The sequence below is a fragment of the Dactylosporangium maewongense genome, from assembly GCF_039531485.1.
In the GTDB taxonomy this organism is placed as follows: domain Bacteria; phylum Actinomycetota; class Actinomycetes; order Mycobacteriales; family Micromonosporaceae; genus Dactylosporangium; species Dactylosporangium maewongense.
This window is the reverse complement of record NZ_BAAAQD010000005.1, coordinates 85,279-106,958: the sequence shown is the minus strand read 5'-3', so window position 1 is coordinate 106,958 and position 21,680 is coordinate 85,279. Positions and strand designations below refer to the sequence as shown.

Here is a 21,680-nt window from a genome sequence, read left to right as displayed (position 1 = left end):
TTTCGACGCATGACAGCAACGCTGGTCGAGTTCAGCGGCAGCCGGGGCGGGATCTGCGGGCTGAGCTGGGGACAGGTCGCGATCTGGCGGGCCATCCAGCGGATGGTCCCCGACGACGCGGTGCTCAACATGAGCTGGGTGACCGACCTCGAGGGCGAGGGCATCTCCGTCGGCACGCCGCTGTCGCGGATCACCGGCACCGTCCGCACCGTCATGGAGCGGCACGAGTCGCTGCGCACCCGGGTCCGCGCCGGTGACGACGGCACGCCGGTGCAGGACCTCGCCGCTGCCGGCACGATCGAGGTCCATGTCGTCGACGCCACCGCGGACACCGCGCCCGCCGCGGCGAAGGCGCTGCAGGAGCGGCTGACCGCGCCCGCGTACGACTACCCGCACGAGTGGCCGCTGCGGGCCGGCGCGGTGCGGGTCGGCGACGTCGTCACCCACGCGGTGTTCGGCATCTGCCACCTCGTCACCGACCGCGGCGGGCTCACCGCGCTCGTCCGCGACGTCGTGCTGTGCCTGCGCGGAGAGCCTCTCGCGGACGCCGACGACCGGCAGCCCTACGACCAGGCCCTGCACCAGCAGTCGGCGGCCGGCCGCCGGCAGAGCCAGAAGGCGCTGCGGTACTGGAGCCGGCACCTGGAAAGCGTGCCGCTGCAACGGTTCCCCGCCGAGCGCGAGCGGCCCGCGGACGAGCCGCCGTTCTGGGCCGCCACGCTCAGCTCGCCCGCAGGCGACCTCGCCGTCCCTCTCCTCGCGGGCCGGCACCAGGTCAGCACCTCCGCGGTCATCCTCGCCGCGGCCGCCGTCCAGCTCGCCCGGCAGACCGGCGCCCGGGAGGCGGTGCTGCAGGTGATCGTCAGCAACCGGTTCCGCCCCGGGCTCGCCGACGCCGTCGGCCCCGCGTCGCAGGACGGGCTCTGCGTCATCGACGTCGGCGACGACGACCTGGCGCCGGTGATCGGACGGGCGATGCAGGCGTCGCTACAGGCCTACCTGCACGCCCAGTACGACCCGGCCGCCCTCGACGACCTGCTCGCCACGGTCGGTGCGGCGCGCGGCGGCGAGGTGGACCTGTCGGTGTCGTTCAACGACCGCCGGTTCGACGCGCAGACCCCGGTCGCCGCCGGCGGGGCCGTGACCGCCGAGGCGATCGAGGCGCTGCGACCGGCGACCACCCTGAAGTGGGAGCGGGTCGAGCACTACGGCGCCCGCTACTTCCTGCACGTGAACGCCGTCCCCGGCACCCTCGACCTCACCCTCTTCGCCGACACGACGGTGCTGCCCGCCGCCGCCGTCGAGGCCCACCTGCGCGGCATCGAGGAGCTGCTGCTGCGGTCCGTCTGAGCGGATGGGTACCGCTGCGTCAAGTTACCGGCGCGTGCCGTGAGGTTGATCACCTGCTGTTTGATGATCTTGCCGAATGTGCAAGTTTCAACTCTTGAGCACCTGGAATGTGCAAGGTCACGGGGACCTTCACAGGAAAGGAGGTGATCGAGTGAGACGGATCAACCCGAAGGGGAGACCGGAGCACGAGCGGGCGGTGGCCGTGCTGCGCGCCTCGTACGCTGCGGTCCCGGACGGCAGCCCGGTCCGCCTGGCGAAGAAGACAACGAACCTGTTCCGACCGAGATCCGCGGCCGGCCCGGCCGGCCTGGACGTCAGCGGCCTCGACGGGGTCATCGAGATCGACCCGGCCGCCCGCACCGCCGACGTGCAGGGCATGTGCACCTACGAGGACCTCGTCGACGCCACCCTGCCGCACGGCCTGATGCCACTGGTCGTGCCGCAGCTGCGCACCATCACGCTCGGCGGCGCCGTCACCGGCCTCGGCATCGAGGCCACGTCCTGGCGGCACGGGCTGCCGCACGAGTCGGTGATCGAGCTCGACATCCTCACCGGCACCGGTGAGATCGTCACCGCCCGACCCGACAACGAGCACGCCGAGCTGTTCGCGGCGTTCCCCAACTCGCTGGGCAGCCTGGGCTACGCCACCCGGCTGCGCATCGAGCTGCAGCCCATCGCGCCGCAGGTCGAGCTGCGCAACATCCGCTTCGACGACGTCGAGGAGCTCCTCGAGGCCGTCGGCGTGGTCATGCGCACCGGGAGCTGGGACGGCGTGGACGTCGACGTCATGGACGGCGTCGTGTTCCGGCCCGGGGAGTCCTACCTCGTCCTCGGCCGGTTCGGCGGCACCGGACCGACCAGCGACTACACCGGCCAGTCGATCTACTACCAGTCGCTGCGCGCCAAGGCGACCGACAACCTCACCGCCTACGACTACCTGTGGCGGTGGGACACCGACTGGTTCTGGTGCTCGTCCGCGTTCGGCGCGCAGCAGCCCCTGCTGCGCCGGCTCTGGCCCACCAGGCTGCGCCGCAGCGACGTCTACCACCGCATCGTGCGGCTGGAGAACCGCTACGGCGTCGCGGCCAGGATCGACCGGCTGCGGGGCAACCCGGACCGGGAGCGGGTCGTGCAGGACGTCGAGCTGCCCCTGGCGCTCACCGGCAAGTTCCTGGACTGGTTCGCCGGCAACGTGCCGATGGCACCGATCTGGCTGTGCCCGCTGCGGCTGCGCTCCGGGACGGCCTGGCCCCTGTACCCGATGCACGCGGGCGAGGCGTACGTGAACGTCGGCTTCTGGGGAACAGTGCCCATCGTGCCCGGCGCCGCCGACGGCGATGTCAACCGGGCCATCGAGGACAAGGTGTCCGAGCTCGGCGGCCACAAGTCGCTGTACTCCGACGCGTACTACGACCGCGAGACCTTCGACCGGCTCTACGGTGCCGACGCGTACCGCGCCGTCAAGGACCGCTACGACCCCGGCCACAGACTGACCGACCTCTACGACAAGGTAGTAGGACGACGATGACCATCACCAACAAGCGTTCATCGGCGCCGCGGCAGCGTCCGCCGATGCCCACCGTCGCGGAGATCGTCCGCGCCGTCACCAATGGCGAGCCGGCCGTGCGCATCACCGCCTACGACGGCAGCGCCGTCGGGCCCGACACGGCGCCGATCGGCCTGCACGTCGCCTCCGAACGCGGCCTCACCTATCTGCTCACCGCCCCCGGTGACCTCGGCATGGCGCGCGCCTACGTGTCCGGCGACCTCGAGCTGCGCGGCGTGCACCCCGGCGACCCGTACGAGGCGCTCAAGGCCCTCGAGGGCGGCCTCGAGCTGCGGATGCCGTCGCCCGCCGACGCGCTGCGGCTCGTGCGCGGCCTCGGCTGGGACCGGCTGCGCCCGGTGCCGCCCCCGCCGCAGGAGCACGTGCCGAACTGGAAGCGCACCCTGCAGGGGCTGCGCCACGGCCGCGGCCGCGACGCCGAGGCCATCCACCACCACTACGACGTCTCCAACGCCTTCTACGAGAAGGTCCTCGGCCCGTCGATGACCTACACCTGCGCGGTGTACCGCTCGCCGAGCGACACGCTCGAGCAGGCCCAGTCCAACAAGTACGACCTGGTCGCCGGCAAGCTCTCGCTCAAGCCCGGGATGCGCCTGCTCGACGTCGGCTGCGGCTGGGGCGGCATGGTCCGTCACGCCGCCCGCGAGTACGGCGTCAAGGCCCTCGGCGTGACCCTGTCGCGCGAGCAGGCCGCGTGGGCGCAGGCGGCGATCGAGCGCGAGGGCCTGTCCCACCTCGCCGAGGTCCGCCACCTGGACTACCGCGACGCGCCGCTGGAGCACTTCGACGCGGTCAGCTCCATCGGCCTCACCGAGCACATCGGCCTGCGCAACTACCCGGTGTACTTCAAGACGCTGCGCGACCGGCTCAAGCCCGGCGGCCGGCTGCTCAACCACTGCATCACCCGCTCCGACAACCGCACCTCGCACCGGCCGGGCGCGTTCATCGACCGGTACGTCTTCCCCGACGGCGAGCTGGCCAGCCCCGGCAAGCTCGTCAGCGCCGTCCACGACGCGGCCTTCGAGGTGCAGCACGAGGAGAACCTCCGGGTGCACTACGCCCACACGCTCGCGGGCTGGAACCGCAACCTCGTGGAGCACTGGGACGCCTGCGTCGACGAGGTCGGCATCGGCACCGCCCGCGTCTGGGGCCTGTACATGGCGGGCTCCCGGTTCGCCTTCGAGCGCAACCAGATCCAGCTGCACCAGATCCTCGGCACGAAGACCACCCGCCTGGGCGAGTCCTCCTACCCGCTGCGGCCCGACTGGACCGCCTGACCGTCCGCACCGCACCGCACTCAAGCGGCACGTCTCCCCGGAGGCGTGCCGCTTGTCTTTGGGTCAATGTATCTGTTAGAAATATCTGGCAGATACAAGAGGGTGGTCATGAGCAGATCCAGTCAGACGCAGGTGGCGGTGCTGGGGGCGCTGAGCGTCGAGCCGATGACGGCGTATGCGCTGCGGGAAGCGATCCGGGACGTGCTGGGGCACTTCTGGAGCGAGAGCTTCGGGCAGATCTATCCGACGCTGCAGGCCCTCGAGGAGGCGGGACACGTGCAGCGCCGGGGCGGCACCCGGGCCCGCTCGTCGGTGTTCGTCATCACCGATTCCGGGACGGCGCGGCTGATCGAGCTGCTGAACGAGCCCGTGCAGGAGAACCCGCCGCGAAACGGGCTGCTGCTGCGGCTCTTCTTCGGGCGCGTCCTCGGCCGGGAGCGGTGCCGGGAGCTGCTGCGAGGGGCCCGCGACGCCGCCGAGGCGCAGCGCGCCGAGTATGAGCAGCTGCTCGCCCGGCTCACCGCCGAGGAGGGCGACACACCCGACTTCCCGTACATCCGGATGACCATCCTCGCCGGGATCCACCACTCCCGGGCGGCCGCCGCCTGGGCCGGCGAATGCCTCGAAACACTCCAGGATCCGTAGCAGGGGGACCCATGACTCGCGTCCGGCTCAACTTCGTCCTCTTCGCCGCAGCCGTGGTCGGCGCCGGGTGGCTCGGCGTCGCCGCCGACCGCGCGAGCGGGACCCCGCTCACCAACGAGGCCGCGTTCAGCGACAGCGGCGGCACGACCGGCATGCTGCTGTTCATCCTCGGCCCCGCCGTGACGGCGCTCGTGCTGTACTTCGCCTCCCGCGACGGCGCCGGCGGCCTCGGCCTCACGCTGCGCTTCCCGCACCGGGCCCGCTGGTTCGGCGCGGCGACCGCGCTCTACCCCGTGGTCACCGTCGTCACGGTCGGCGCCGGGCTCGCCGCCGGCGGGGTGACGCTGTCGCTGACCGGCGGCGATCCGCTCCTGGCCGCGTTCCTGACCGTGCTCGCCGTCCAGGTGGTGAAGAACCCGATCGAGGAGTTCATCTTCCGGGGGTACGGCACCCGCACGGCCATGGCGCTGGGCCTGCCCGGCCGGGTCACCCCGCACCTGCTCGTCGGCGTCGTGTGGGCCGCCTGGCACCTGCCGCTCTACCTGGTGTGGACCTCGGACGCCGACATGCGCCTGGTGACGTCCCTGTCGATGCCGCTCTTCGTCGCGCTGATGTTCGCCGGTCTGACCGCCGCTTCCCTGGTGTACGGGGAGCTGCGCGTCCGGACGGGCTCCATCTGGCCCGGCGTCGTCCTGCACAGCATGACCAACGCGATCGCGACCCCGCTCCTGGTCGACGGCCACCTGAAGTTCACCGGCCACGCCGACGCCTGGTTCTCCCCGGTCGCGAGCTCGATCGTGGTGACGGTGCTGTTCGCCGCGCTCGGCCTGCTGTTCGTCGCCCGCCGCCCGGCTCCGCCGGCGCCGTCGGAGCCCACCCCGGCCACGCTCGCCACGGCGCGGCCGTAGCCCCCACACGCGACGATCCGGTGGCCCGCCGGGCGCGCCGGGCCGGCCACGGATCTCCGGGCGGGGTCAGCGGTCGCCGACGGCGTCCAGGATCGGCTTGACGTCGAGGATCGGGGTGCCGTCGAGGGCCTCCAGGGCGTCGACGTGGACGCGGGTGCCGTCGACGGCGAGGATCGTGACGCGGTGCAGGCCGATCGGGTTGGGGCGGTCGGGGGAGCGGGTGCTGAAGACGCCGGTCGCCGGGCGGGTCAGGTCGCCGCGCGGGTGGACGGTCAGGGTGGTGCGGTCGGCGCGGTCGAGCCAGGTGAGCAGGAGGACCTCGGTGCCGGGGGTCAGGTCGCGCAGGCCCGGCGCGGCGGCGTCGGTGAAGCGGAGCCAGGCGTCCGGGGCTCCCTCGTCGCCCTGCCTCGGGGCGGCGGCGCGGTCGCGCAGCGGCGACTCCACCCAGCCGATCGGGTGGACGACGAAATCGGTCATGGCGGTCGACCGTACACGAGTGGGGACGGCTCACGGCGAGTTCCCAGCCGAAGTCCAGTTTGGGCGGAGGTGTGGTGTGCAAGGTGGACATCATGAGTGACGAGGACCGCCAGTGGAGCGCACCGCCCACCGCACCACGCCCTGCGACGCCCGGCCAGCCGCCGGGCGCGGACGGCTCCCCGGGCGCCTCCGACCTCCCGCCGTCCAGCGGGGCTCCTGAGCCGCTGGCGTCGCCGCCTGAGCCGATCTGGGCCAGGCCGGTCGGGGGCGAGCAGCGCACGGGGGCGCCCGGGCAGGTGCCGGCGGGTCCGTTCCCGCCGTCGGTCGGCCAGCCCGCCGCGGGGGCACACACGACACCGCTGCCGGGCCACCCGCAGCCCGCCGCCGGAGCGCACACGGCGCCGTTGCCGGGGCACCCGCAGCACGCGGCGCCGTTGCCGGGGCACCCGCAGCACGCGGCGCCGTTGCCGGGGCACTCGCAGCACGCGGCGCCATTGCCGGGGCACCCGCAGCACACGGCGCCGTTGCAGAGTCACCCGGCGCCGGGCGCACAGACGTGGCCGGCGCAGCAGACGGGCGCGTTCCCGGCCGGTGGGTCGCCCGGGATCGGCTCGACCACGGCGGCGTTCCCCGCGGTCACCGCGCCCGGCCAGCAGCCCCACAACGGCCATCCCGGGTACGGCAGCCAGCCGGTCTCCGGCTACCCGGTCTCGGGCTACCCGGTGTCCGGTCACCCCGCCTCGGGTCAGCCCGCGTACGGGCCGCAGCAGCCGGTGCGCGGGGGACGGGTCGCCGGCCTGATCGTGGCGGGCGTGGTCATCGCGGTCGTGTCGGCGTTCGGCGGCGGGCTGGTCGCGACCAAGTTCGCCGGCGACAGCGCCGAGCCCACCACCGTCATCACCCGCAACGCCGCCCCCAACCTCGAGCGCGGCTCCGTCGGTGCCGTCGCCGAGGCGGTCCTGCCCAGCGTCGTGGACATCACGACCGGCGAGGGCGAGGGGTCCGGCGTCATCATGAGCACCGACGGCACCATCATCACCAACAACCACGTGGTGGCCGGCGCGACCAAGCTGACCGTCACGTTCAGCACGGGCAAGACCGCCACCGCCACCGTCGTCGGCACGGACCCCGCCGGCGACATCGCGGTCATCAAGGCGCAGAACGTGTCGGGGCTGACGGCCGCGAAGTTCGGCGACAGCGACGCCCTCCGGGTCGGTGATACGGTCCTCGCCGTGGGCAGCCCGCTCGGCCTGCAGGGGTCGGTGACCGCCGGCATCGTCAGCGCGCTGCACCGCACGATCAGCTCGGGCGAGCAGGGCGCGAAGTCGATCGCCGACGCGATCCAGACCGACGCGGCGATCAACCCCGGCAACTCCGGCGGCGCGCTGGTCAACCTGGCCGGCGAGGTCGTCGGCATCAACACCGCGATCCTCACCGCCGGCGAGAACAGCAACGGCAACATCGGCGTCGGCTTCGCGATCTCCGCCAACCGGGCCCGCTCCGCCGCCGACCAGCTCGCGAAGGGCGGGAAGGTCAGCCACCCGTACCTCGGCGTGCAGCTCGGCGACGGCGACGGCGGCGCCCTGATCGGTGGCGTCGTGGCCGCGGGCCCGGCGGACAAGGCCGGCATGAAGACCGGCGACATCGTGACGAAGATCGGCAGCACGCAGATCAAGGACGCGACCGACCTCATCAACGCCATCCAGGCCGCCAAGGCCGGCGATCAGCTCAAGATGACCGTCAAGCGCGACGGCGCCGAGCAGCAGCTCACCGTCACCCTGGGCGAGTCGCCGTGACCGTCCGCCCGGCGATCAGCGCCCGGAACCGCTCGAAGGCGGGCTTCGGCGTGTAGTCCGAGCGCACGAGCCCGAACTGGAACATCGTGGAGGGGTTGGCCGAGTCGGCGTCGCGCAGCGAGAAGTGCTCGTATGTCGTGATGTTCAGCGGCACGGCCAGCCCCTCCACGGTTCGCACGACGGTCTCCAGCACGTCGGCCTGGCGCTCGTACGACCGGCCGGCGCCCGTCGCCCAGCCGTGCTCCGTCACGTGGACCGGGACCGTGGCCGGGATGCCCGCGGCGGCGAGGCTGACGTCCCGGAACCCCCGCAGCACGGCCGTCACCGCGCCGGTGAAGGCGTCCGCCGGTACAGGACGGAACACGTCAGGAAAGAAGTCCAGGCCCACGTAGCCGAGCGCGTCGCGGAACTCGCCGCCGCCGAGCCGCCCCAGGCCGGTCCAGAACTCCTGCGCGGGGTCGAAGACCGGCGTGGAGTTGCAGCCGATCAGCACGTCGAGCCCGAGCCGGTCCACCTCGTCGCGGGCGGCGAGCACGCCCTCCACGACCGCCCGCCGCGCGTGCGGGGACCCGCCGTCGCCGCCCGGGCCGTCGTGGTTGGCCTCCTCGCCGACCTGCAGCGTCGCGAGGACGTCGCCGTGCGCGCGGACCAGCCCGCGCAGGAACGCCAGCCAGCCGCCGAGGTCGTCGCCGGGCTCGCGGAAGCAGGCGACCAGGTCGAGCCGCCGCCCGCCGGTCGCGTGCCGGGCGGGGCGCGGCGGCGCCTCCTGGTGGCCGCCGAGGGCGTCGCTGTAGTGCACGTAGCCGCGGACGAGGTGCGGGCGCAGCTCGTCGAGCCGCTCGTCGATGCGCGCCGCGTCCTCCGGCGGGCCGGGGGTGACGACGCCGTCCATGTCGGCGCCGAGGCCGCCCGGGTAGATCCCGAAGTTCAACATGCCGCCACCGTACGGCGAAAATTGGTGTCACACCAAATTTTAAGTGACGCTAGAATTCCGGTCATGGCGTTGCGGGCGGAGAAGAAGGCGGCGACCAGGACCGCGATCGCGGACGCGGCCCTCGCGTTGTTCCTGGCCAGGGGGTTCGACCGGGTGACGGTCGCGGAGGTGGCCGAGGCGGCCCGCGTGTCGGTGAACACCGCCTTCAACTACTTCCCGACCAAGGAGGACCTCTTCTTCGACCGGCAGGAGCAGGTCGTGCAGCGGTTGGCGGCGGCGGTGCGGGACCGCGCCCCGCACGAGTCGCCGGTCGGCGCCGTCCGGCGGCTGTTCCTGGAGGAGCTCGACCGGGGCGAGCCGACGCTCGGCCTGTCGCCGGACGCGGGGGCGTTCTGGCAGGTCGTCGAGGACTCGCCGGCGCTGCAGGCCCGGGCGCGGCTGCTGGCGCAGCTGGCGGAGGAGGCCCTGGCCGATGTGCTGGGTGGGGCGCTGGGCGGATCGCGCTGGCGGGCGGCCGTGCTCGCCGGCGTCGACCGGGCCCTGCACGCCCAGATCCGCGACCGGATCCGGGCCGGCGCCGACCCTGAGGCGGTGCGCGCCGAGGTGCGGGCCGAGGCGGAGACCGCCTACGAGGCCCTGTCGAAGCTGGCGTGAGCGGCCCGCAGCGCTTGGCTAGTGCCGTTGCCGCGGGGCAGCGGAGGCGACGGCGCCGGCCGGCAGGTCGAAGAGCGGGAACAGGTCCGCGCGGCCGAGGAACGCGACCGACGACGTGATCAGCGGGCCGCCGGTGAGCAGCAGCAGGGCGAAGGGGCGGCCGTCGCGGTACTGGCCGAACGCCGGCCCGCCGTTGGCCCGCACCTGGATCAGCACGTCGCCGCGACACGCGTCGGAGGCGCGCATCGTCGCCGCGATCGCGTCCCGGCCCGACAGCCACCACGAGAACGGCGGCATCGACATCGTCGCGTCCTCGTGCAGCAGCGACACGAGCGCGTCGACGTCGTGGTTGGTGAACGCGTGCACGTACCGGTCCAGCAGCCGCTGATCCAGCTGCCCCGCCGGCTGCCGCTGGTGCGGGACGGACGGCAGCGCGGCCCGCGCGCGCTGCAGGGCGCTGTTCACCGCCGGCACCGTCGAGTCCAGCAACGTCGCGACCTCCGCCGCGGACCAGGCCAGGACGTCGCGCAGGATGAGCACCGCGCGCTGCTTCGGCGGCAGGACCTGCAGGGCCGCCACGAACGCGAGCCGGATCGTCTCGCGCCGCACGGCGAGCTCGGCGGGGTCGGCGGCGGGCAGCACCCTGGCGTCCGGGACGGGGGAGACGAACGCGGACTCCGGCAGCGGCGCGCCGAACCCGGAGCCGGGCACGGCCGCGGGCGCCAGGTCGGCGGCGAGCGCGCGGCGGCCGGCGGCGCGCAGCACGTCCAGGCACACGTTGGTGGCGATCGAGTACAGCCACGTCCGCAGGGTCGCCCGCCGCTCGTCGAACCTGCCGGCGGCGCGCCAGGCCCGCAGCATGGTCTCCTGCACCGCGTCCTCCGCGTCGAAGGGCGAGCCCAGCATGCGGTAGCAGTACCCGGTGAGCTCCACCCGGTGCGCGTCGAGGTCCGCGCCCGTGATGTGGCCGGTGATCACGTCCGGACGCCGACGGCGCCGAGGCCGGCGTACGCCTCCGGGTCCGCGACCGGCGGGTCGCCCGGGTCGGGGCGCCACGCCGGCAGGTGGACCAGGCCGGGCTCGACCAGCTCCCAGCCCTCGAACAGGGCGAGGATCGCGGCGCGGTCGCGCAGCACCAGCGGTGTGCCGGTCCGCACGTACAGGTCGGCGAGAGCCTCGAGCCGGTCGGTGCGCGACCCGGCGGTGCCGTGCGTGATCGCGAGGAGGCTGCCCGGGGCGGCGGCGTCCCGGTAGCGGCGCAGTGCCGCGTGCAGGTCCGCCGAGTCCGGGATGAAGTGCAGCATCGCGACCAACAATAGGCAGACCGGCTCGCCGAAGTCGACCAGCGCCCGCACCGCCGGGTCGTCGAGGATCCGGCCGGCCTGGTGCAGGTCGGCCTGCAGCACCACGGTCAGCGGGTCGTCGCCGAGGATCTGCCGGGAGTGGATCACCGCGGTGGGGTCGGCGTCGACGTAGACGACCCGGGCGCCGGGGTCGGCGGCGCGGGCGGCCTCGTGCACGTTGCCTTCGGTCGGGATGCCGGAGCCGATGTCGATGAACTGCCGCACCCCGCGGGCCGCGGCGAGCCGCACCACCCGGCGCAGGAACGCCCGGTTGTCCCGCGCGACCTGCGGCAGGTCCGGGACCAGCGCGTACGCCCGCTCGGCGACCTCCCGGTCGACGGCGAAGTTGTGCGTCCCACCGAGAAAGTGGTCATAGATGCGGGCCGCGCTAGGCCGGTTCGGGTCTACGCTCATGTCGCCGCTTTCCGAATCTCGCCTACTGTCTGTTTTGATCACCTTACTCTGGGTGGATAGGCGGAGGTGCGGGGGCGGTCAGGTGCGATGGACGGAAACGCTTGCCAGCGGCCTGCTCGAAGTGGCGCCCGACGCGATCGTGGTGGCCGACGGCGACGGCTGGATCGTGTTCGCCAACGCCGCCGCCCGGGCGATGTTCGGCACCGACGACCTGGTCGGTGCCTCCGTCGACGTGCTCGTGCCGCCCGCCACGCCGACGATGACCGAGCGGGTCCGCGCGTACCTCGGGGCCGTCCAACCCGACCGCCGCCAGGGTCAGCCGCTGCGGGCGGTCCGTCACGACGGCACCCAGTTCTCGGCCGAGGTCGTCCTCTCCGTCGTCGAGGGCCACATCTTCGCCGTCCTGCACGACCTCAGCGCCGCGACCGGCGTGGACCGGGCCCGGTCGCTGCTCGCCTCGATCGTCCAGTCGTCGCACGACGCGATCGTCTCCACCAACCTCGACGGCATCATCCTGTCCTGGAACCCGGGCGCCGAGCGGCTCTACGGCTACACCGCCGGGCAGATGCTCGGCCGGTCGAAGGACCTCATCATCCCGCCGGCGCGCCAGGCCGACGAGGCCGAGATCCGCTCGATCGTCGCCGCCGGCGGGCGCGTCGACCCGTACCGGACGCTGCGGCTGCGCGCCGACGGCTCGCTCTTCACCGTGTCGATGCTCGTGTCCCCCCTCGAGGCGGCCGACGGCGGCACCATCGGCGTCACCACCACCACCCGCGACATCAGCGAGCGCGAACGCGCCGAGGCCCAGATGCAGGCGGTCATCGACGCGGGGCCCGACGCGCTCATCGGCGTCGACGAGCGCGACCGGGTCGCCCTGGTCAACACCCAGGCGGAGCGGCTGTTCGGTCAGCCCCGCTACGACATGCTCGACGTGCCGGTCACCCGCCTGCTGCCGGAGGGGGAGCGCGCCGACGGCTGGGCCGGCCCGGTCGCCCGCCGCCGCGACGGCACCCTCGTGCCCGTCGACATCACCCGCAGCGTCCTGCCCACCGACGAGGGCATCATCACGCTCGCCGGCATCCGCGACGTCACCGAGCAGATCGCCGCCCGCGCCGAGCAGGAGCGCCTCCGGGCCGAGGCCGACCGGCAGATGGACGAGGTCCGCCTGCAGCGCACCCAGCGCCTGGAGAGCCTCGGGCAGCTCGCCGGCGGTGTCGCGCACGACTTCAACAACCTGCTCGCCGTCATCCTCAACTACGCCGAGTTCATCGTCGAGGACGGCGCCGGCACCCCGTTCGAGGAGGACGCGAAGCAGATCCTGCGGGCCGGCCAGCGCGGCAGCGAGCTCACCCACCAGCTGCTGGCCTTCGCCCGGCGGGAGGTGGTCCGGCCGGTGCCGCTGGACGTCAACCGGGTCATCGCCGAGATCGAGCAGATGCTGACCCGCTCCATCGGCGAGCACATCGAGCTCGGCACCGCCCTGTCCGACCACCTCCCCGCCGTCGTCGCCGACCCCGGCCAGCTGGAGCAGGTCCTGGTCAACCTCGCCGTCAACGCCCGCGACGCCATGCCCGAGGGCGGCCGGCTGACCATCGACACCGGCACCGTCACCGTCGACGGCGAGCACTCGCTGACCCGCGACGGTTTCAAGCCCGGCCTGTACGTGCGGCTCCGCGTCTCCGACACCGGCACCGGCATGCCCCGCGACGTCCAGGACAAGGCGTTCGAGCCCTTCTTCACGACCAAGCCCAGCGGCGCCGGGACCGGCCTGGGCCTGGCCACCGTCTACGGGATCGTCGTGCAGGCCGGCGGCACCGTCCGCCTGTACTCCGAACCGGGCCTCGGCACGACCATCACCATCCTGCTGCCCGCCAGCGACGCCGAGCCGCTCGACGCCGGCGAGCAGCCCTGCGCCGGCAGTCCCGGCGGCCAGGGCCAGACGGTGCTCGTCGCCGAGGACGAGGAGGCGCTGCGCGAGGTGACCACCCGCATCCTCGGCCGCGGCGGGTACACCGTGCTCGCCGCCTCCGACGGCGCCGACGCGCTCGAGGTCGCCGCCGCCCACGAGGGCCCCATCCATCTCCTGCTCAGCGACGTCGTCATGCCCGGCATGCTCGGCCGCGTCCTCGCCGAGCGCCTCCGCCGGCAGCGCCCCGAGACCAGGGTGCTGTTCATGTCCGGCTACGCCCAGCCCGTCCTCACCAGCAACGGCATCCTCGACCCCGGCGTCCACCTGGTCGAGAAGCCCTTCACCGGCGCCGACCTCCTCGCCGCCGTGGCCGGACAACTCACTCCATGATTTTCGGCCGGCCTGTCGATCCGGGGTGGGCGCCGTTCGACCTGTGGTCAGGAACCGGCACCGGGCCGGTCCGCACACCGGAGGTCATCATGTCCGCGACGTTCACCACCACCGCCCGCCCCCGCACCACCACCGCCCTCGTCGTCACCGGCCTCGCCGCCACCGCCGTGGCCAGCGCCGCCACCTCGGCCGTCGCCGCCGCCGGCAACGCCGCTGGCATCAGCCTGAACGTCGGCGGCGCCCCGATCCCCGTGTCCGGGTTCGCCACCCTCACCGCGGTGTTCTCGCTGGTCGGCGTGGTCCTCGCGGTCGCCCTGTCGTACAAGGCCCGCCACCCGCGCCGCACCTTCGTCCGCACCACCGTCGTGCTCACCGTGCTGTCGCTGGTCCCGGACGCCATCGCCGACGCCACCACGGCCACGAAGGCCCTCCTGATGCTCACCCATCTCGTCGCCGCCGCCATCGTCATCCCCGCCATCGCCCGCCGCCTCTCCGCGGCGTGACCGGTCAACGCCCCACCGGAGCCGCGGCCGCGCGGCGGGCCTTTCAGCGGCCCGCCGCGGCGGCGGCCGTCCGGCGCAGGGTGGCGATCCCGACGACCATCGCGGAGCGACGCTCCGCCCCCAGCCGGCGGAGCGCGGCGACGGCGACCAGCAGCGACACGGTGTACAGCGCGAACGGCACCGCGAGCTGCCCCCACCCCGGCATCAGCGCAACGCAGGCCGCGGCGGCGATCGCGTTGACGGCGACGTAGAACCACGCCAGTCCCCGCCCCAGCCGGAACGCCCACGCCCGGTCGGCATGCAGCCCGTGACAGGCGACGCCCGTCGCGGCGGCGCACAGCACCGAGGCCACGATGTCGCCGGCCCAGACCGCCGTCCCGGCGGCACGCCCGACCGTCTCACCGGCGAGGACGGCGACCGGCCCCAGCAACGGCCCCACGGCGGACACCGTGAGCACCCACAGCGCCCCGCGCAGCACCACCGACCCGACCAGCCCGGCCAGCAGTATCGACCCGCCCCGCACGTTTTTGAACACGTTCAGATCGTACCGGTCGGGCGCGGATCCGCGAGCGTGCGCAGGATCTCACCGCCACCGATGCCCGGTCGGGCGGCGGGCGGGTCAGCGGACGGTCAGGGCGGGCTCCGGGGCGGGGGCGGAGCGGCGGTTGGTGCGGTCCTCGACCAGGAAGCTGACCGCGGCGAGGCCCAGGCCGACCACGCCCAGGGCGATGCCCACCCAGGCGGGGGCGAGGTAGCCCCAGCCGCGGGCGATGACGAGGCCGCCGAGGGCGGCGCCGAGGCTGTTGGCGATGTTCATGGCGGACTGGTTGACCGCGGCGCCCATCAGCTGGGCGGTGGGGGCGACGCTGATCAGCCGCGACTGCATCGCCGGGCCGAGGAAGAGGCCGGTGGCGCCGATGAGGAAGGCGCCGGCGAACAGGCCTGCGGTGGAGCCGGCGACCAGGGCGAAGACCACCATCGCGGCGATGAACATGACGAACCCGCCGAGGATGCTGCGGCGCAGGTCGCGGTCGGAGAAGTAGCCGCCGGCGGCGTTGCCGACGGTCATGCCGAGGCCGACGGCGACGAGGACCCACGGGACGGTGCCGGTGGGCAGGCCGGCGACGCGGGTGGTCACCGGGGCGATGTAGCTGTCGATGGCGAAGAAGCCGGCGAAGCCCAGCGCCGCGACCGCGGCGACGAGCCACACCTGCGGCGCCCGGAACGCGGCCAGCTCGGCGCGCGGCGAGCCGTCGACGGCGGCGGCGACCGCGGGCACGGTGGCGAGGACCGCGAGGAGCGTCAGGACGAACATGAGGGCGATCACCATGTACGCGGTGCGCCAGCTCGCCGTCTGGCCGAGCCTGGTGATGGCGGGGACGCCGACGAGGTTGGCCGCGGTGAGGCCGCCGAGGACGACCGCGAAGCCCTTCGCCTGGTTGCCCGGGCCCATGATGGCGGCGGCGAGCAGGCCGGCGGCGCCGAAGTAGGCGCCGTGGGGCAGTGCCGCGACGAACCGGGCGGCCAGCACCAGCTCGAACGTCGGGGCGAGCGCCGAGGCGACCGTCCCGGCCGCGAACAGCGCCAGGAGCCCCACGACGAGCCGCTTGCGTGGCACCCGCGCGGTCAGCGCCGCGATGGTGGGCGCGCCGACGACCACGCCCAGGGCGTACACGGTGATCATCCAACCGCCGTGCGCGACGGCCTTCGCGCTGGACTGCGCATAGAGCGACGGCAGCAGGTTGCGGGCGATGTCCGGCAGGAGCCCCATCGCGACGAACTCGGTGAGCCCGATGGCGAAGCCGCCGAGCGCGAGGGCGAGCAGCGCCGTCCAGCGCCGGGACGCGGTGAGGTGGTCCATGCGGGCAGTTTAGCAACGCTGTTGCGTAATAGACTGTGGTGATGGACACGCCCGGCGCGACACCCAATCGCGTGCACCTCGAGCACCTGCGGGACTACAACGAGTCGCTCGTCGTCGCGCTCGCGCGGACGCGGGCCGAGTTCGACCGGGCCGGCGTCGCCGAGGCGACCGGGCTGACCCCGCAGGCCGTGTCGAAGGTCCTCGGCCGGCTCGCCGAGCAGGGCCTTGTCGAGGTGTGCGGGGTCCGCCGGCAGGGCGTCGGCAAGCCGGCCAGCATCTACCGGCTCGTGCCCGGCAGCCGCCACGCGGTCGGCGTGCACGTCGCCCGCACCACGCTGCGCACCGTGCTGACCGACCTCGCCGGCACGGTCCTCGCCTCGCGGGTCGTGCCGCTTCCCCCCGACTTCACGCCGGGCCAGCTCCTGGACGCGCTCCGGTCCTCCATGCCGGCCGGGCAGGACCTGGTCGGGGTCGGCATCGGGATGGTCGGGCCGCTCGACCACGCCGCCGGCATCGTCCGCGGCGCGCACCGGCTGCGGCACTGGCACGACGTGCCGCTGCGCCGGCTCGCGCAGGAGGCGCTCGCGCTGCCCGTACACCTGGACAAGGACGTCACCGCGGGCGTGACCGCCGAAGCGTGGCGGCGCGGACCCGCGTTCCGCGACGGCGCACTGATCATGGTCGAGTCCGGTGTCGGCGCGGGCCTGTGGCTCGGCGGCGCCGCCTACCGGGGCGCACACACCAACGCGGGCGAGTTCGGGCACACCGTCGTCCAGCTCGACGGGCCGCGCTGCGTCTGCGGGCGGTCGGGCTGCCTGGAGATCCTGCACGACACGGCCTTCGCGGACGGGCGCGTGGACGACGCCGCGCGGGTGCTCGCGGCGGGCATCGTCAACCTGCTGCAGACCACCGACGTCGACCACATCGTGCTCGCCGGTGCCGACCTGCTGCGGTTTCCCGAGGTGTACCGCGCCGCCACGCGCGCCGCGATCCCCGGCTCCCACTGGATGGACGTCTCGGTCACGCTCGCCGACCTCGGCGCCGACGTCATCGCGGCCGGCGCGGCCATGCAGGTCCTCGACGCCGCCTACGGCATCCCTTCAAAAATGGGTGTTCGTTCATTATTCTGAAGGCGTGATCGACCGCAGCAGTCGCACCGCCGAGCACGTCGCCGGGTTCCGGGCCCTGGAGTCGGCACGCCCGGGCGGGAGCCTGTTCCACGACCCTCTCGCGTGGCGGCTCCTCGCCCCGCGGCACCGTCCCGTCGTCGGGCTGTGCCGCCTGCCGGGGGTCCACGCGGCGCTGGTGCGCTACATCGACCGGCGCTGGTCCGGCGGCCCGCGCGCCTCGGCGGTGGTCCGCACCGCGCTCATCGACCGCTGGCTGGCGTCCGCCCTGTCCGGCGGCGCCCACCAGGTCGTGCTGCTCGGCGCGGGGTTCGACAGCCGCGCCCACCGCTTCCCCGGCGGCGCCACGTGGTTCGAGGTCGACCACCCCGCGACCCAGGCCACGAAGCGGCGCCGCCTCGGCCGCCACGCCCGGCCGGGTGTCGTGTTCGCCCCGGCCGACCTCATCACCGACGACCTCGCCACGGTCCTGCGCGCCGCCGGCCTCGACCCGTCGAAGCGCACCGTGGTGATCTGGGAGGGCGTCACCAACTACCTGTCCGCCGAGGCCGTCGACGCGACCCTGCGGGCCCTCGCCACGCTGTGCCCCGCCGGCAGCACCGTCATCTTCACGTACGTCGACCGCGGCGTCCTGGACGGCACCGCACAGTTCCCGGGCGCCGCCGAGTGGCACGCCGCGGTGCGCCGGCAGGGCGAACCCTGGACGTTCGGCCTCGACCCCGCCGCCGTCCACGCCTACCTGGCCGCGCGCGGGCTCCGGCTCGAGGAGGACCTGTCGACCCGCGCGGCGGCGGCGCTGCTGCTGCCCGCGCCCCGCCAGGCCGCCGAGCCGACCGCCGAGTTCTACCGCGTCGCCCGCGCGCTGGTGGCCGGCTGATGCCGAAGGTCGACGACGCCCACTTCGCCGCCCGCCGCCGGCAGATCCTCGACGCGGCCGCCGCCTGCTTCGCCCGCGAAGGCTTCCACCGCACCTCCGTGCAGGACATCGTCCGCGAGTCGGGCGTGAGCGCCGGCCTGGTCTACCGGTACTTCACCAGCAAGGACGACATGATCGCCGCCATCGTCACCGAACGCCACGAGCAGCGCGAACGCCGCCTCCGCGAGGAGGACCCGGTCACCGCGTACACCGACCTGCTCCGCGGTCTCGGCGACCCCGCCACCCGCGACGCCCTCCGCCTCTCCCTGCAGGTCTGGGCCGAGACCGTCCGCTCCGAGCGCATCCGCGACCTCGTCCGCTCCGGCGTCGACCGCCCCGCCCGCCTCCTCGCCGGCGCCGCGCTGCCGCCGGACCTCGACGCCGACTCGGTCATCAGGATCTTCATCGCCATCTATCAGGGCCTCCTCCTGCAGACCGTCCTCGACGACACCCTCGACCACGCCGCCCTGGCCGCGACCGCCGAACACCTCCTCCGCACCGCCCTCACCCCGCCACCGGAGCGCGGACCGGCAGGTGAAGGCATGATGGGATCATGACCGTTCGTGCCGCGCTGCTGCACGTCGCCGGGCTGCTCTCGCTGGTGGCGTTGGTGGTGGCGGCGGCGGTCCTCATCGGGGTGCCCGACCAGCAGCGGCTGCGGGAGGACGTCCTCGGGCTCGGATGGTGGGCGCCGGTCGCGTTCAGCATGTTGTACGCCGTGGTGTCGCTCTCGCCGTTGCCGAAGACGGTCTTCACGCTGGCCGCCGGGGCGCTCTTCGGGGTGCCGGCCGGGGTCGCGGTCGTCGTCAGCGGCGCGATGCTCGGGGCGGTGGCGGCGTTCCACCTCGGGCGGTTGCTGGGCCGCGACTCCGTGCGGTGGCTGACCGGCGGCCGCATCGACCGCCTCGACAGCCTGCTGGCGGGCAACGGGCTGCGGACCATCGTGGTCGCCAGGCTGATCCCGATCGTGCCGTTCACCGCCGTCAACTACGTCGCCGGGCTGACGTCGGTGCGGCTGCGCGACTTCGTCCTCGGCACCCTCGTCGGCATCCTGCCGGCGACCACGGCGTACGTCACCGTCGGCGCCTACGGATCGCAGCCGGGCCACTGGCCGATGTGGGCGGCCCTCGCGACGCTGCTGGTGCTCACCGTCGGCGGGCTCGCCGTCGAACGCCACCGCCGCCGTCGCGCCGGCCGGGACGGCGACCGGACGCCGGTGGAGTCGCACGGCCAGGCGTGAACGCCGGCGGCGTCGCGAAGCATCGCGGGTGAGGCCGGCTGGTCAGCGCCTGCCGGCTCGTGGGGCGGCGGGTGGCCGCCGGTGGTCAGGGTCGGCCAGCCCGTGGGCCAGCGGGTCGCCGCCCGGTGGTCAGGCGTTGGCGGGTACGCGCGGTGGCTGGTGGCCGCCGGTGGTCAGGTGTCGGTGGGCTCGCGCAGCAGCGGGTGGGCCGCCGCGGCGACGAGGTACACCACCAGCGCGGCCGTGGTCCAGCCGGCGAGGGGCGTGCCGTGGACCTCGAAGTCCGAGGCCACGCCGGGCGCGAACGCGGCGAGCGCCGCCAGGGTTTCGAAGCGCAGCACGGCCACCGTCACGAGCGCCCCCGCGGCGACCGCGCAGGCGACCGTCCACAGGTGCGCCGGCAGCCGCCGGACGGTGCCGACGAGCGCCAGCAGCCCGATCGCGACCACGCAGGCGATGGCGAACCCGTCCAGCAGGCCGGGGATCGCGTGGCCGAGCGCCGAGCGGACGGCGGCGTGCGCCCCGTCGTCGTACGTCCGCAGCATCGAGGACTCGCCGTGGGCCGCGACCCGGCCGTCGGGGAACAGGTCGACGTCGAGGCGCCGGGCCGGGTCGGTGCCGTGGTCGCCCCGGGCGGTGCTCAGGCCGTGCAGCGTGCAGGTGGCCCAGGCGCCGGTGGTGAGGCCGACCAGCGCCACGGCCGCGCCCACGACCGCGACGGCGGCGAGCGCCCGCCCGGCCCAGGCGCGCCAGATCTCCTCGGACACGATCCCCCCGTACACACGGCTCGAACCCATCGGAGGGGCCAGGTTACCGGTACATCAGCGATCGCCGCTGCCCGAGCACCGCTCGATCGGTCCGGGTGACGGGCGTGGCGGGGCTCGCCGGCGAGCTGTCCGGACCGGTCGGGGTGGCGGCCGCACCGGAGGAGGGCGCCGAGCGGGTGCCCACGACGACGGCGGCGAGGACGGCGACGGCGCCGAGCAGCTGGCCGGGGGAGAGCGACTGGTCCAGCGCGAGCCAGCCGACCACCGCCGCGACGACCGGGCTGAGCAGGCCGAGCAGCGTGACCCTGGCGGGCGCGAGGGACGTCACGCCGCGGAACCACAGGAAGTAGGCGCCCGCGGTGCCGACCAGCGAGAGGTAGCCGAAGCCTGCCGCGTTGGTCCACGTCAGTACCGGCGGAAACCCCTCGACGACGAGCATCACCGGGGCGAGCAGGAGGCCGCCGACGGTCAGCTGCCAGCCGGTCAGCGCCAGCAGTGCCGTGCGGCGGTCCGGCAGCCCGGGCGGCGTGCCCCAGCGGCGACCCAGCACCGTGCCCAGGGACATCGACACCATGCCGGCGGCCGCGGCGGCCAGGCCGATCGGGTCGAGGGCGGCGTCGGAGCGCAGCACCAGCAGCCCCACGCCGGCCACGCCCGCGGCGCCGGCGAGCAGGACGCGCACCGCGGGACGCTGGCCGAGCAGCCCGAACGCGAGCGCCGCCACGACGAACGGGCCGAGCGCGCCGAGCACGGCCGCGATCCCGCCGGGCAGCCGGTAGGCGGCGACGAACAGCAGGGCGAAGAACAGGCCGATGTTCAGGAACCCGAGCACCGCCGCGCGCCACCACCAGGCGCCGGACGGCAGGCCGCGGCGCCCGGCGGCGGTGGCCGCGGCCCCGACCAGCAGGAGCCCGGCCGGCAGGGCGCGCAGCGTCCCGGCGAGCAGCGGACGGCCGTCGGGCAGGAACTCCGTGGTGACGAGGTAGGTGGTGCCCCACAGCGCGGGGGCGATGGCGGTCGTCGCGGCAAGGTTCCTCATGACTAAGTAGCTTAGCAGTAAGCTACTTAGAAGCAAGATGTGCGAGGATGGTGGACGTGGCAGACGACGTCGACCGGATCGTGGAGCAGTGGGCCCGCGAGCGACCGGAGCTGGAGACCGAGGCGATGGCGGCGTTCGGTCGCGTGTACCGCCTGGCGAAGATCGTCGGTGACCGGCAGGAGCGGGTGTACGGAGCGCTCGGCCTCAACCGCGGCGAGTTCGACGTGCTTGCGACGCTGCGCCGGTCGGGCGAGCCGTTCCAGCTGTCGCCGAAGGCGCTGACCTCGTCGCTCATGCTGACCTCGGGCGGGATGACCGGCCGCCTCGACCGCCTCGAGCGGGCCGGGCTCGTCGCCCGCTCGCCCGACCCCGCCGACCGTCGCGGCCTCGTGGTCACGCTGACCGGCGCCGGCCGGGTGCTCGTCGACGAGGCCGTCGCCGTCGGCCTGGCCGAGCAGCGGGAGGTCTTCGAGCGGCTGCCCGAGGCGCGCCGCCGGCAGCTCTCCGCGCTGCTGCGCGAGCTTCTCTCCGCCGCCGAGGAGGGCTGACCGTCCATAAAGGAC

General features: G+C 74.1%; 22 protein-coding genes. 14 read left to right on the top strand and 8 right to left on the bottom strand.

What is annotated here, in order from left to right:
• Window positions 1-9: 9 nt before the first annotated feature.
• From ABD332_RS14745 to ABD332_RS14725, 5 genes are all read left to right on the top strand, one after another.
• On the top strand, window positions 10-1,350 hold the full coding sequence (locus ABD332_RS14745) for a condensation domain-containing protein (protein ID WP_344502439.1): 1,341 nt from the start codon (window positions 10-12) through the stop codon (window positions 1,348-1,350).
• A 160-nt stretch (window positions 1,351-1,510) separates the two neighbouring features.
• The gene (locus ABD332_RS14740; RefSeq protein ID WP_344502799.1) at window positions 1,511-2,878 is read left to right on the top strand and encodes an FAD-binding oxidoreductase; all 1,368 of its coding nucleotides are present in this window, start codon (window positions 1,511-1,513) and stop codon (window positions 2,876-2,878) included.
• A 44-nt stretch (window positions 2,879-2,922) separates the two neighbouring features.
• Complete coding sequence (locus ABD332_RS14735; RefSeq protein WP_425552197.1) at window positions 2,923-4,194, top strand: class I SAM-dependent methyltransferase; 1,272 nt, start codon at window positions 2,923-2,925, stop codon at window positions 4,192-4,194.
• Window positions 4,195-4,302: 108 nt separating this feature from the next.
• Entirely contained in the window at window positions 4,303-4,839 is a 537-nt protein-coding gene (locus ABD332_RS14730) for a PadR family transcriptional regulator (protein ID WP_344502437.1), read from the top strand.
• A gap of 11 nt (window positions 4,840-4,850) precedes the next feature.
• Window positions 4,851-5,747 (top strand): CPBP family intramembrane glutamic endopeptidase, encoded by an 897-nt coding sequence (locus ABD332_RS14725; RefSeq protein WP_344502436.1) that lies wholly within the window; start codon window positions 4,851-4,853, stop codon window positions 5,745-5,747.
• A 66-nt stretch (window positions 5,748-5,813) separates the two neighbouring features.
• On the opposite strand, the gene tsaA is transcribed toward ABD332_RS14725, so the two are convergent.
• Window positions 5,814-6,224, bottom strand: a complete 411-nt coding sequence (gene tsaA, locus ABD332_RS14720) for a tRNA (N6-threonylcarbamoyladenosine(37)-N6)-methyltransferase TrmO (RefSeq protein ID WP_344502435.1) — start codon at window positions 6,222-6,224, stop codon at window positions 5,814-5,816.
• A gap of 92 nt (window positions 6,225-6,316) precedes the next feature.
• Between tsaA and ABD332_RS14715 the strand changes: the two genes are divergently transcribed.
• Window positions 6,317-8,020 (top strand): S1C family serine protease, encoded by a 1,704-nt coding sequence (locus ABD332_RS14715; protein WP_344502434.1) that lies wholly within the window; start codon window positions 6,317-6,319, stop codon window positions 8,018-8,020.
• Here the strand turns inward: ABD332_RS14715 and ABD332_RS14710 are convergent.
• Window positions 7,998-8,954, bottom strand: coding sequence for a hypothetical protein (locus ABD332_RS14710; RefSeq protein ID WP_344502433.1), 957 nt, complete (start codon window positions 8,952-8,954; stop codon window positions 7,998-8,000). The genes ABD332_RS14715 and ABD332_RS14710 overlap by 23 nt on opposite strands.
• Before the next feature lie 63 nt (window positions 8,955-9,017).
• Between ABD332_RS14710 and ABD332_RS14705 the strand changes: the two genes are divergently transcribed.
• Window positions 9,018-9,608 carry a TetR/AcrR family transcriptional regulator gene (locus tag ABD332_RS14705; protein WP_344502432.1) on the top strand — a complete coding sequence of 197 codons (591 nt, stop codon included), beginning with the start codon at window positions 9,018-9,020 and terminating at the stop codon, window positions 9,606-9,608.
• A gap of 18 nt (window positions 9,609-9,626) precedes the next feature.
• Here ABD332_RS14705 and ABD332_RS14700 read toward each other — a convergent pair whose 3' ends face one another.
• Entirely contained in the window at window positions 9,627-10,586 is a 960-nt protein-coding gene (locus ABD332_RS14700) for an RNA polymerase subunit sigma-70 (protein WP_344502431.1), read from the bottom strand.
• Window positions 10,583-11,365, bottom strand: coding sequence for an SAM-dependent methyltransferase (locus ABD332_RS14695; protein ID WP_344502429.1), 783 nt, complete (start codon window positions 11,363-11,365; stop codon window positions 10,583-10,585). The genes ABD332_RS14700 and ABD332_RS14695 overlap by 4 nt, the downstream gene beginning before the upstream one ends.
• 82 nt (window positions 11,366-11,447) lie before the next feature.
• Here ABD332_RS14695 and ABD332_RS14690 point away from each other — a divergent pair, with 82 nt between their 5' ends.
• Complete coding sequence (locus ABD332_RS14690; RefSeq protein ID WP_344502428.1) at window positions 11,448-13,664, top strand: PAS domain S-box protein; 2,217 nt, start codon at window positions 11,448-11,450, stop codon at window positions 13,662-13,664.
• Window positions 13,665-13,753: 89 nt separating this feature from the next.
• On the top strand, window positions 13,754-14,167 hold the full coding sequence (locus ABD332_RS14685; protein WP_344502427.1) for a DUF6069 family protein: 414 nt from the start codon (window positions 13,754-13,756) through the stop codon (window positions 14,165-14,167).
• Window positions 14,168-14,210: 43 nt separating this feature from the next.
• Here ABD332_RS14685 and ABD332_RS14680 read toward each other — a convergent pair whose 3' ends face one another.
• Complete coding sequence (locus tag ABD332_RS14680; protein ID WP_344502425.1) at window positions 14,211-14,702, bottom strand: hypothetical protein; 492 nt, start codon at window positions 14,700-14,702, stop codon at window positions 14,211-14,213.
• Between the two features lie 84 nt (window positions 14,703-14,786).
• Entirely contained in the window at window positions 14,787-16,028 is a 1,242-nt protein-coding gene (locus tag ABD332_RS14675; RefSeq protein WP_344502424.1) for an MFS transporter, read from the bottom strand.
• Between the two features lie 41 nt (window positions 16,029-16,069).
• On the opposite strand from ABD332_RS14675, the gene ABD332_RS14670 reads away from it, so the two are divergent.
• From ABD332_RS14670 to ABD332_RS14655, 4 genes are read left to right on the top strand one after another with little or no spacing between them, the layout of a single operon-like run.
• Window positions 16,070-17,158, top strand: coding sequence for an ROK family transcriptional regulator (locus tag ABD332_RS14670; protein ID WP_344502423.1), 1,089 nt, complete (start codon window positions 16,070-16,072; stop codon window positions 17,156-17,158).
• A gap of 4 nt (window positions 17,159-17,162) precedes the next feature.
• Window positions 17,163-18,032, top strand: a complete 870-nt coding sequence (locus ABD332_RS14665) for a class I SAM-dependent methyltransferase (protein ID WP_344502422.1) — start codon at window positions 17,163-17,165, stop codon at window positions 18,030-18,032.
• Window positions 18,032-18,628, top strand: a complete 597-nt coding sequence (locus ABD332_RS14660) for a TetR/AcrR family transcriptional regulator (protein ID WP_344502421.1) — start codon at window positions 18,032-18,034, stop codon at window positions 18,626-18,628. Before ABD332_RS14665 ends, ABD332_RS14660 begins: the two co-directional genes overlap by 1 nt.
• Window positions 18,625-19,311, top strand: coding sequence for a TVP38/TMEM64 family protein (locus tag ABD332_RS14655; RefSeq protein ID WP_344502420.1), 687 nt, complete (start codon window positions 18,625-18,627; stop codon window positions 19,309-19,311). The genes ABD332_RS14660 and ABD332_RS14655 overlap by 4 nt, the downstream gene beginning before the upstream one ends.
• 173 nt (window positions 19,312-19,484) lie before the next feature.
• On the opposite strand, the gene ABD332_RS14650 is transcribed toward ABD332_RS14655, so the two are convergent.
• Window positions 19,485-20,078, bottom strand: a complete 594-nt coding sequence (locus ABD332_RS14650; protein ID WP_344502419.1) for a hypothetical protein — start codon at window positions 20,076-20,078, stop codon at window positions 19,485-19,487.
• Window positions 20,079-20,121: 43 nt separating this feature from the next.
• Window positions 20,122-21,117: an EamA family transporter gene (locus ABD332_RS14645; RefSeq protein WP_344502418.1), complete on the bottom strand. Its 996-nt coding sequence runs from the start codon at window positions 21,115-21,117 to the stop codon at window positions 20,122-20,124.
• Between the two features lie 47 nt (window positions 21,118-21,164).
• On the opposite strand from ABD332_RS14645, the gene ABD332_RS14640 reads away from it, so the two are divergent.
• Window positions 21,165-21,665: a MarR family winged helix-turn-helix transcriptional regulator gene (locus tag ABD332_RS14640; RefSeq protein WP_344502417.1), complete on the top strand. Its 501-nt coding sequence runs from the start codon at window positions 21,165-21,167 to the stop codon at window positions 21,663-21,665.
• Window positions 21,666-21,680: the final 15 nt, after the last annotated feature.

What these genes read in the sequence shown, in the direction of transcription:
- tsaA (WP_344502435.1), bottom strand. Translation starts at nt 6,224, where the DNA reads ATGACCGATTTCGTCGTCCACCCGATCGGCTGGGTGGAGTCGCCGCTG.
- ABD332_RS14645 (WP_344502418.1), bottom strand. Translation starts at nt 21,117, where the DNA reads ATGAGGAACCTTGCCGCGACGACCGCCATCGCCCCCGCGCTGTGGGGC.
- ABD332_RS14660 (WP_344502421.1), top strand. Translation starts at nt 18,032, where the DNA reads ATGCCGAAGGTCGACGACGCCCACTTCGCCGCCCGCCGCCGGCAGATC.
- ABD332_RS14730 (WP_344502437.1), top strand. Translation starts at nt 4,303, where the DNA reads ATGAGCAGATCCAGTCAGACGCAGGTGGCGGTGCTGGGGGCGCTGAGC.
- ABD332_RS14735 (WP_425552197.1), top strand. Translation starts at nt 2,923, where the DNA reads ATGCCCACCGTCGCGGAGATCGTCCGCGCCGTCACCAATGGCGAGCCG.
- ABD332_RS14705 (WP_344502432.1), top strand. Translation starts at nt 9,018, where the DNA reads ATGGCGTTGCGGGCGGAGAAGAAGGCGGCGACCAGGACCGCGATCGCG.
- ABD332_RS14640 (WP_344502417.1), top strand. Translation starts at nt 21,165, where the DNA reads ATGGTGGACGTGGCAGACGACGTCGACCGGATCGTGGAGCAGTGGGCC.
- ABD332_RS14685 (WP_344502427.1), top strand. Translation starts at nt 13,754, where the DNA reads ATGTCCGCGACGTTCACCACCACCGCCCGCCCCCGCACCACCACCGCC.
- ABD332_RS14670 (WP_344502423.1), top strand. Translation starts at nt 16,070, where the DNA reads ATGGACACGCCCGGCGCGACACCCAATCGCGTGCACCTCGAGCACCTG.
- ABD332_RS14675 (WP_344502424.1), bottom strand. Translation starts at nt 16,028, where the DNA reads ATGGACCACCTCACCGCGTCCCGGCGCTGGACGGCGCTGCTCGCCCTC.
- ABD332_RS14725 (WP_344502436.1), top strand. Translation starts at nt 4,851, where the DNA reads ATGACTCGCGTCCGGCTCAACTTCGTCCTCTTCGCCGCAGCCGTGGTC.
- ABD332_RS14715 (WP_344502434.1), top strand. Translation starts at nt 6,317, where the DNA reads ATGAGTGACGAGGACCGCCAGTGGAGCGCACCGCCCACCGCACCACGC.
- ABD332_RS14695 (WP_344502429.1), bottom strand. Translation starts at nt 11,365, where the DNA reads ATGAGCGTAGACCCGAACCGGCCTAGCGCGGCCCGCATCTATGACCAC.
- ABD332_RS14710 (WP_344502433.1), bottom strand. Translation starts at nt 8,954, where the DNA reads ATGTTGAACTTCGGGATCTACCCGGGCGGCCTCGGCGCCGACATGGAC.
- ABD332_RS14655 (WP_344502420.1), top strand. Translation starts at nt 18,625, where the DNA reads ATGACCGTTCGTGCCGCGCTGCTGCACGTCGCCGGGCTGCTCTCGCTG.
- ABD332_RS14745 (WP_344502439.1), top strand. Translation starts at nt 10, where the DNA reads ATGACAGCAACGCTGGTCGAGTTCAGCGGCAGCCGGGGCGGGATCTGC.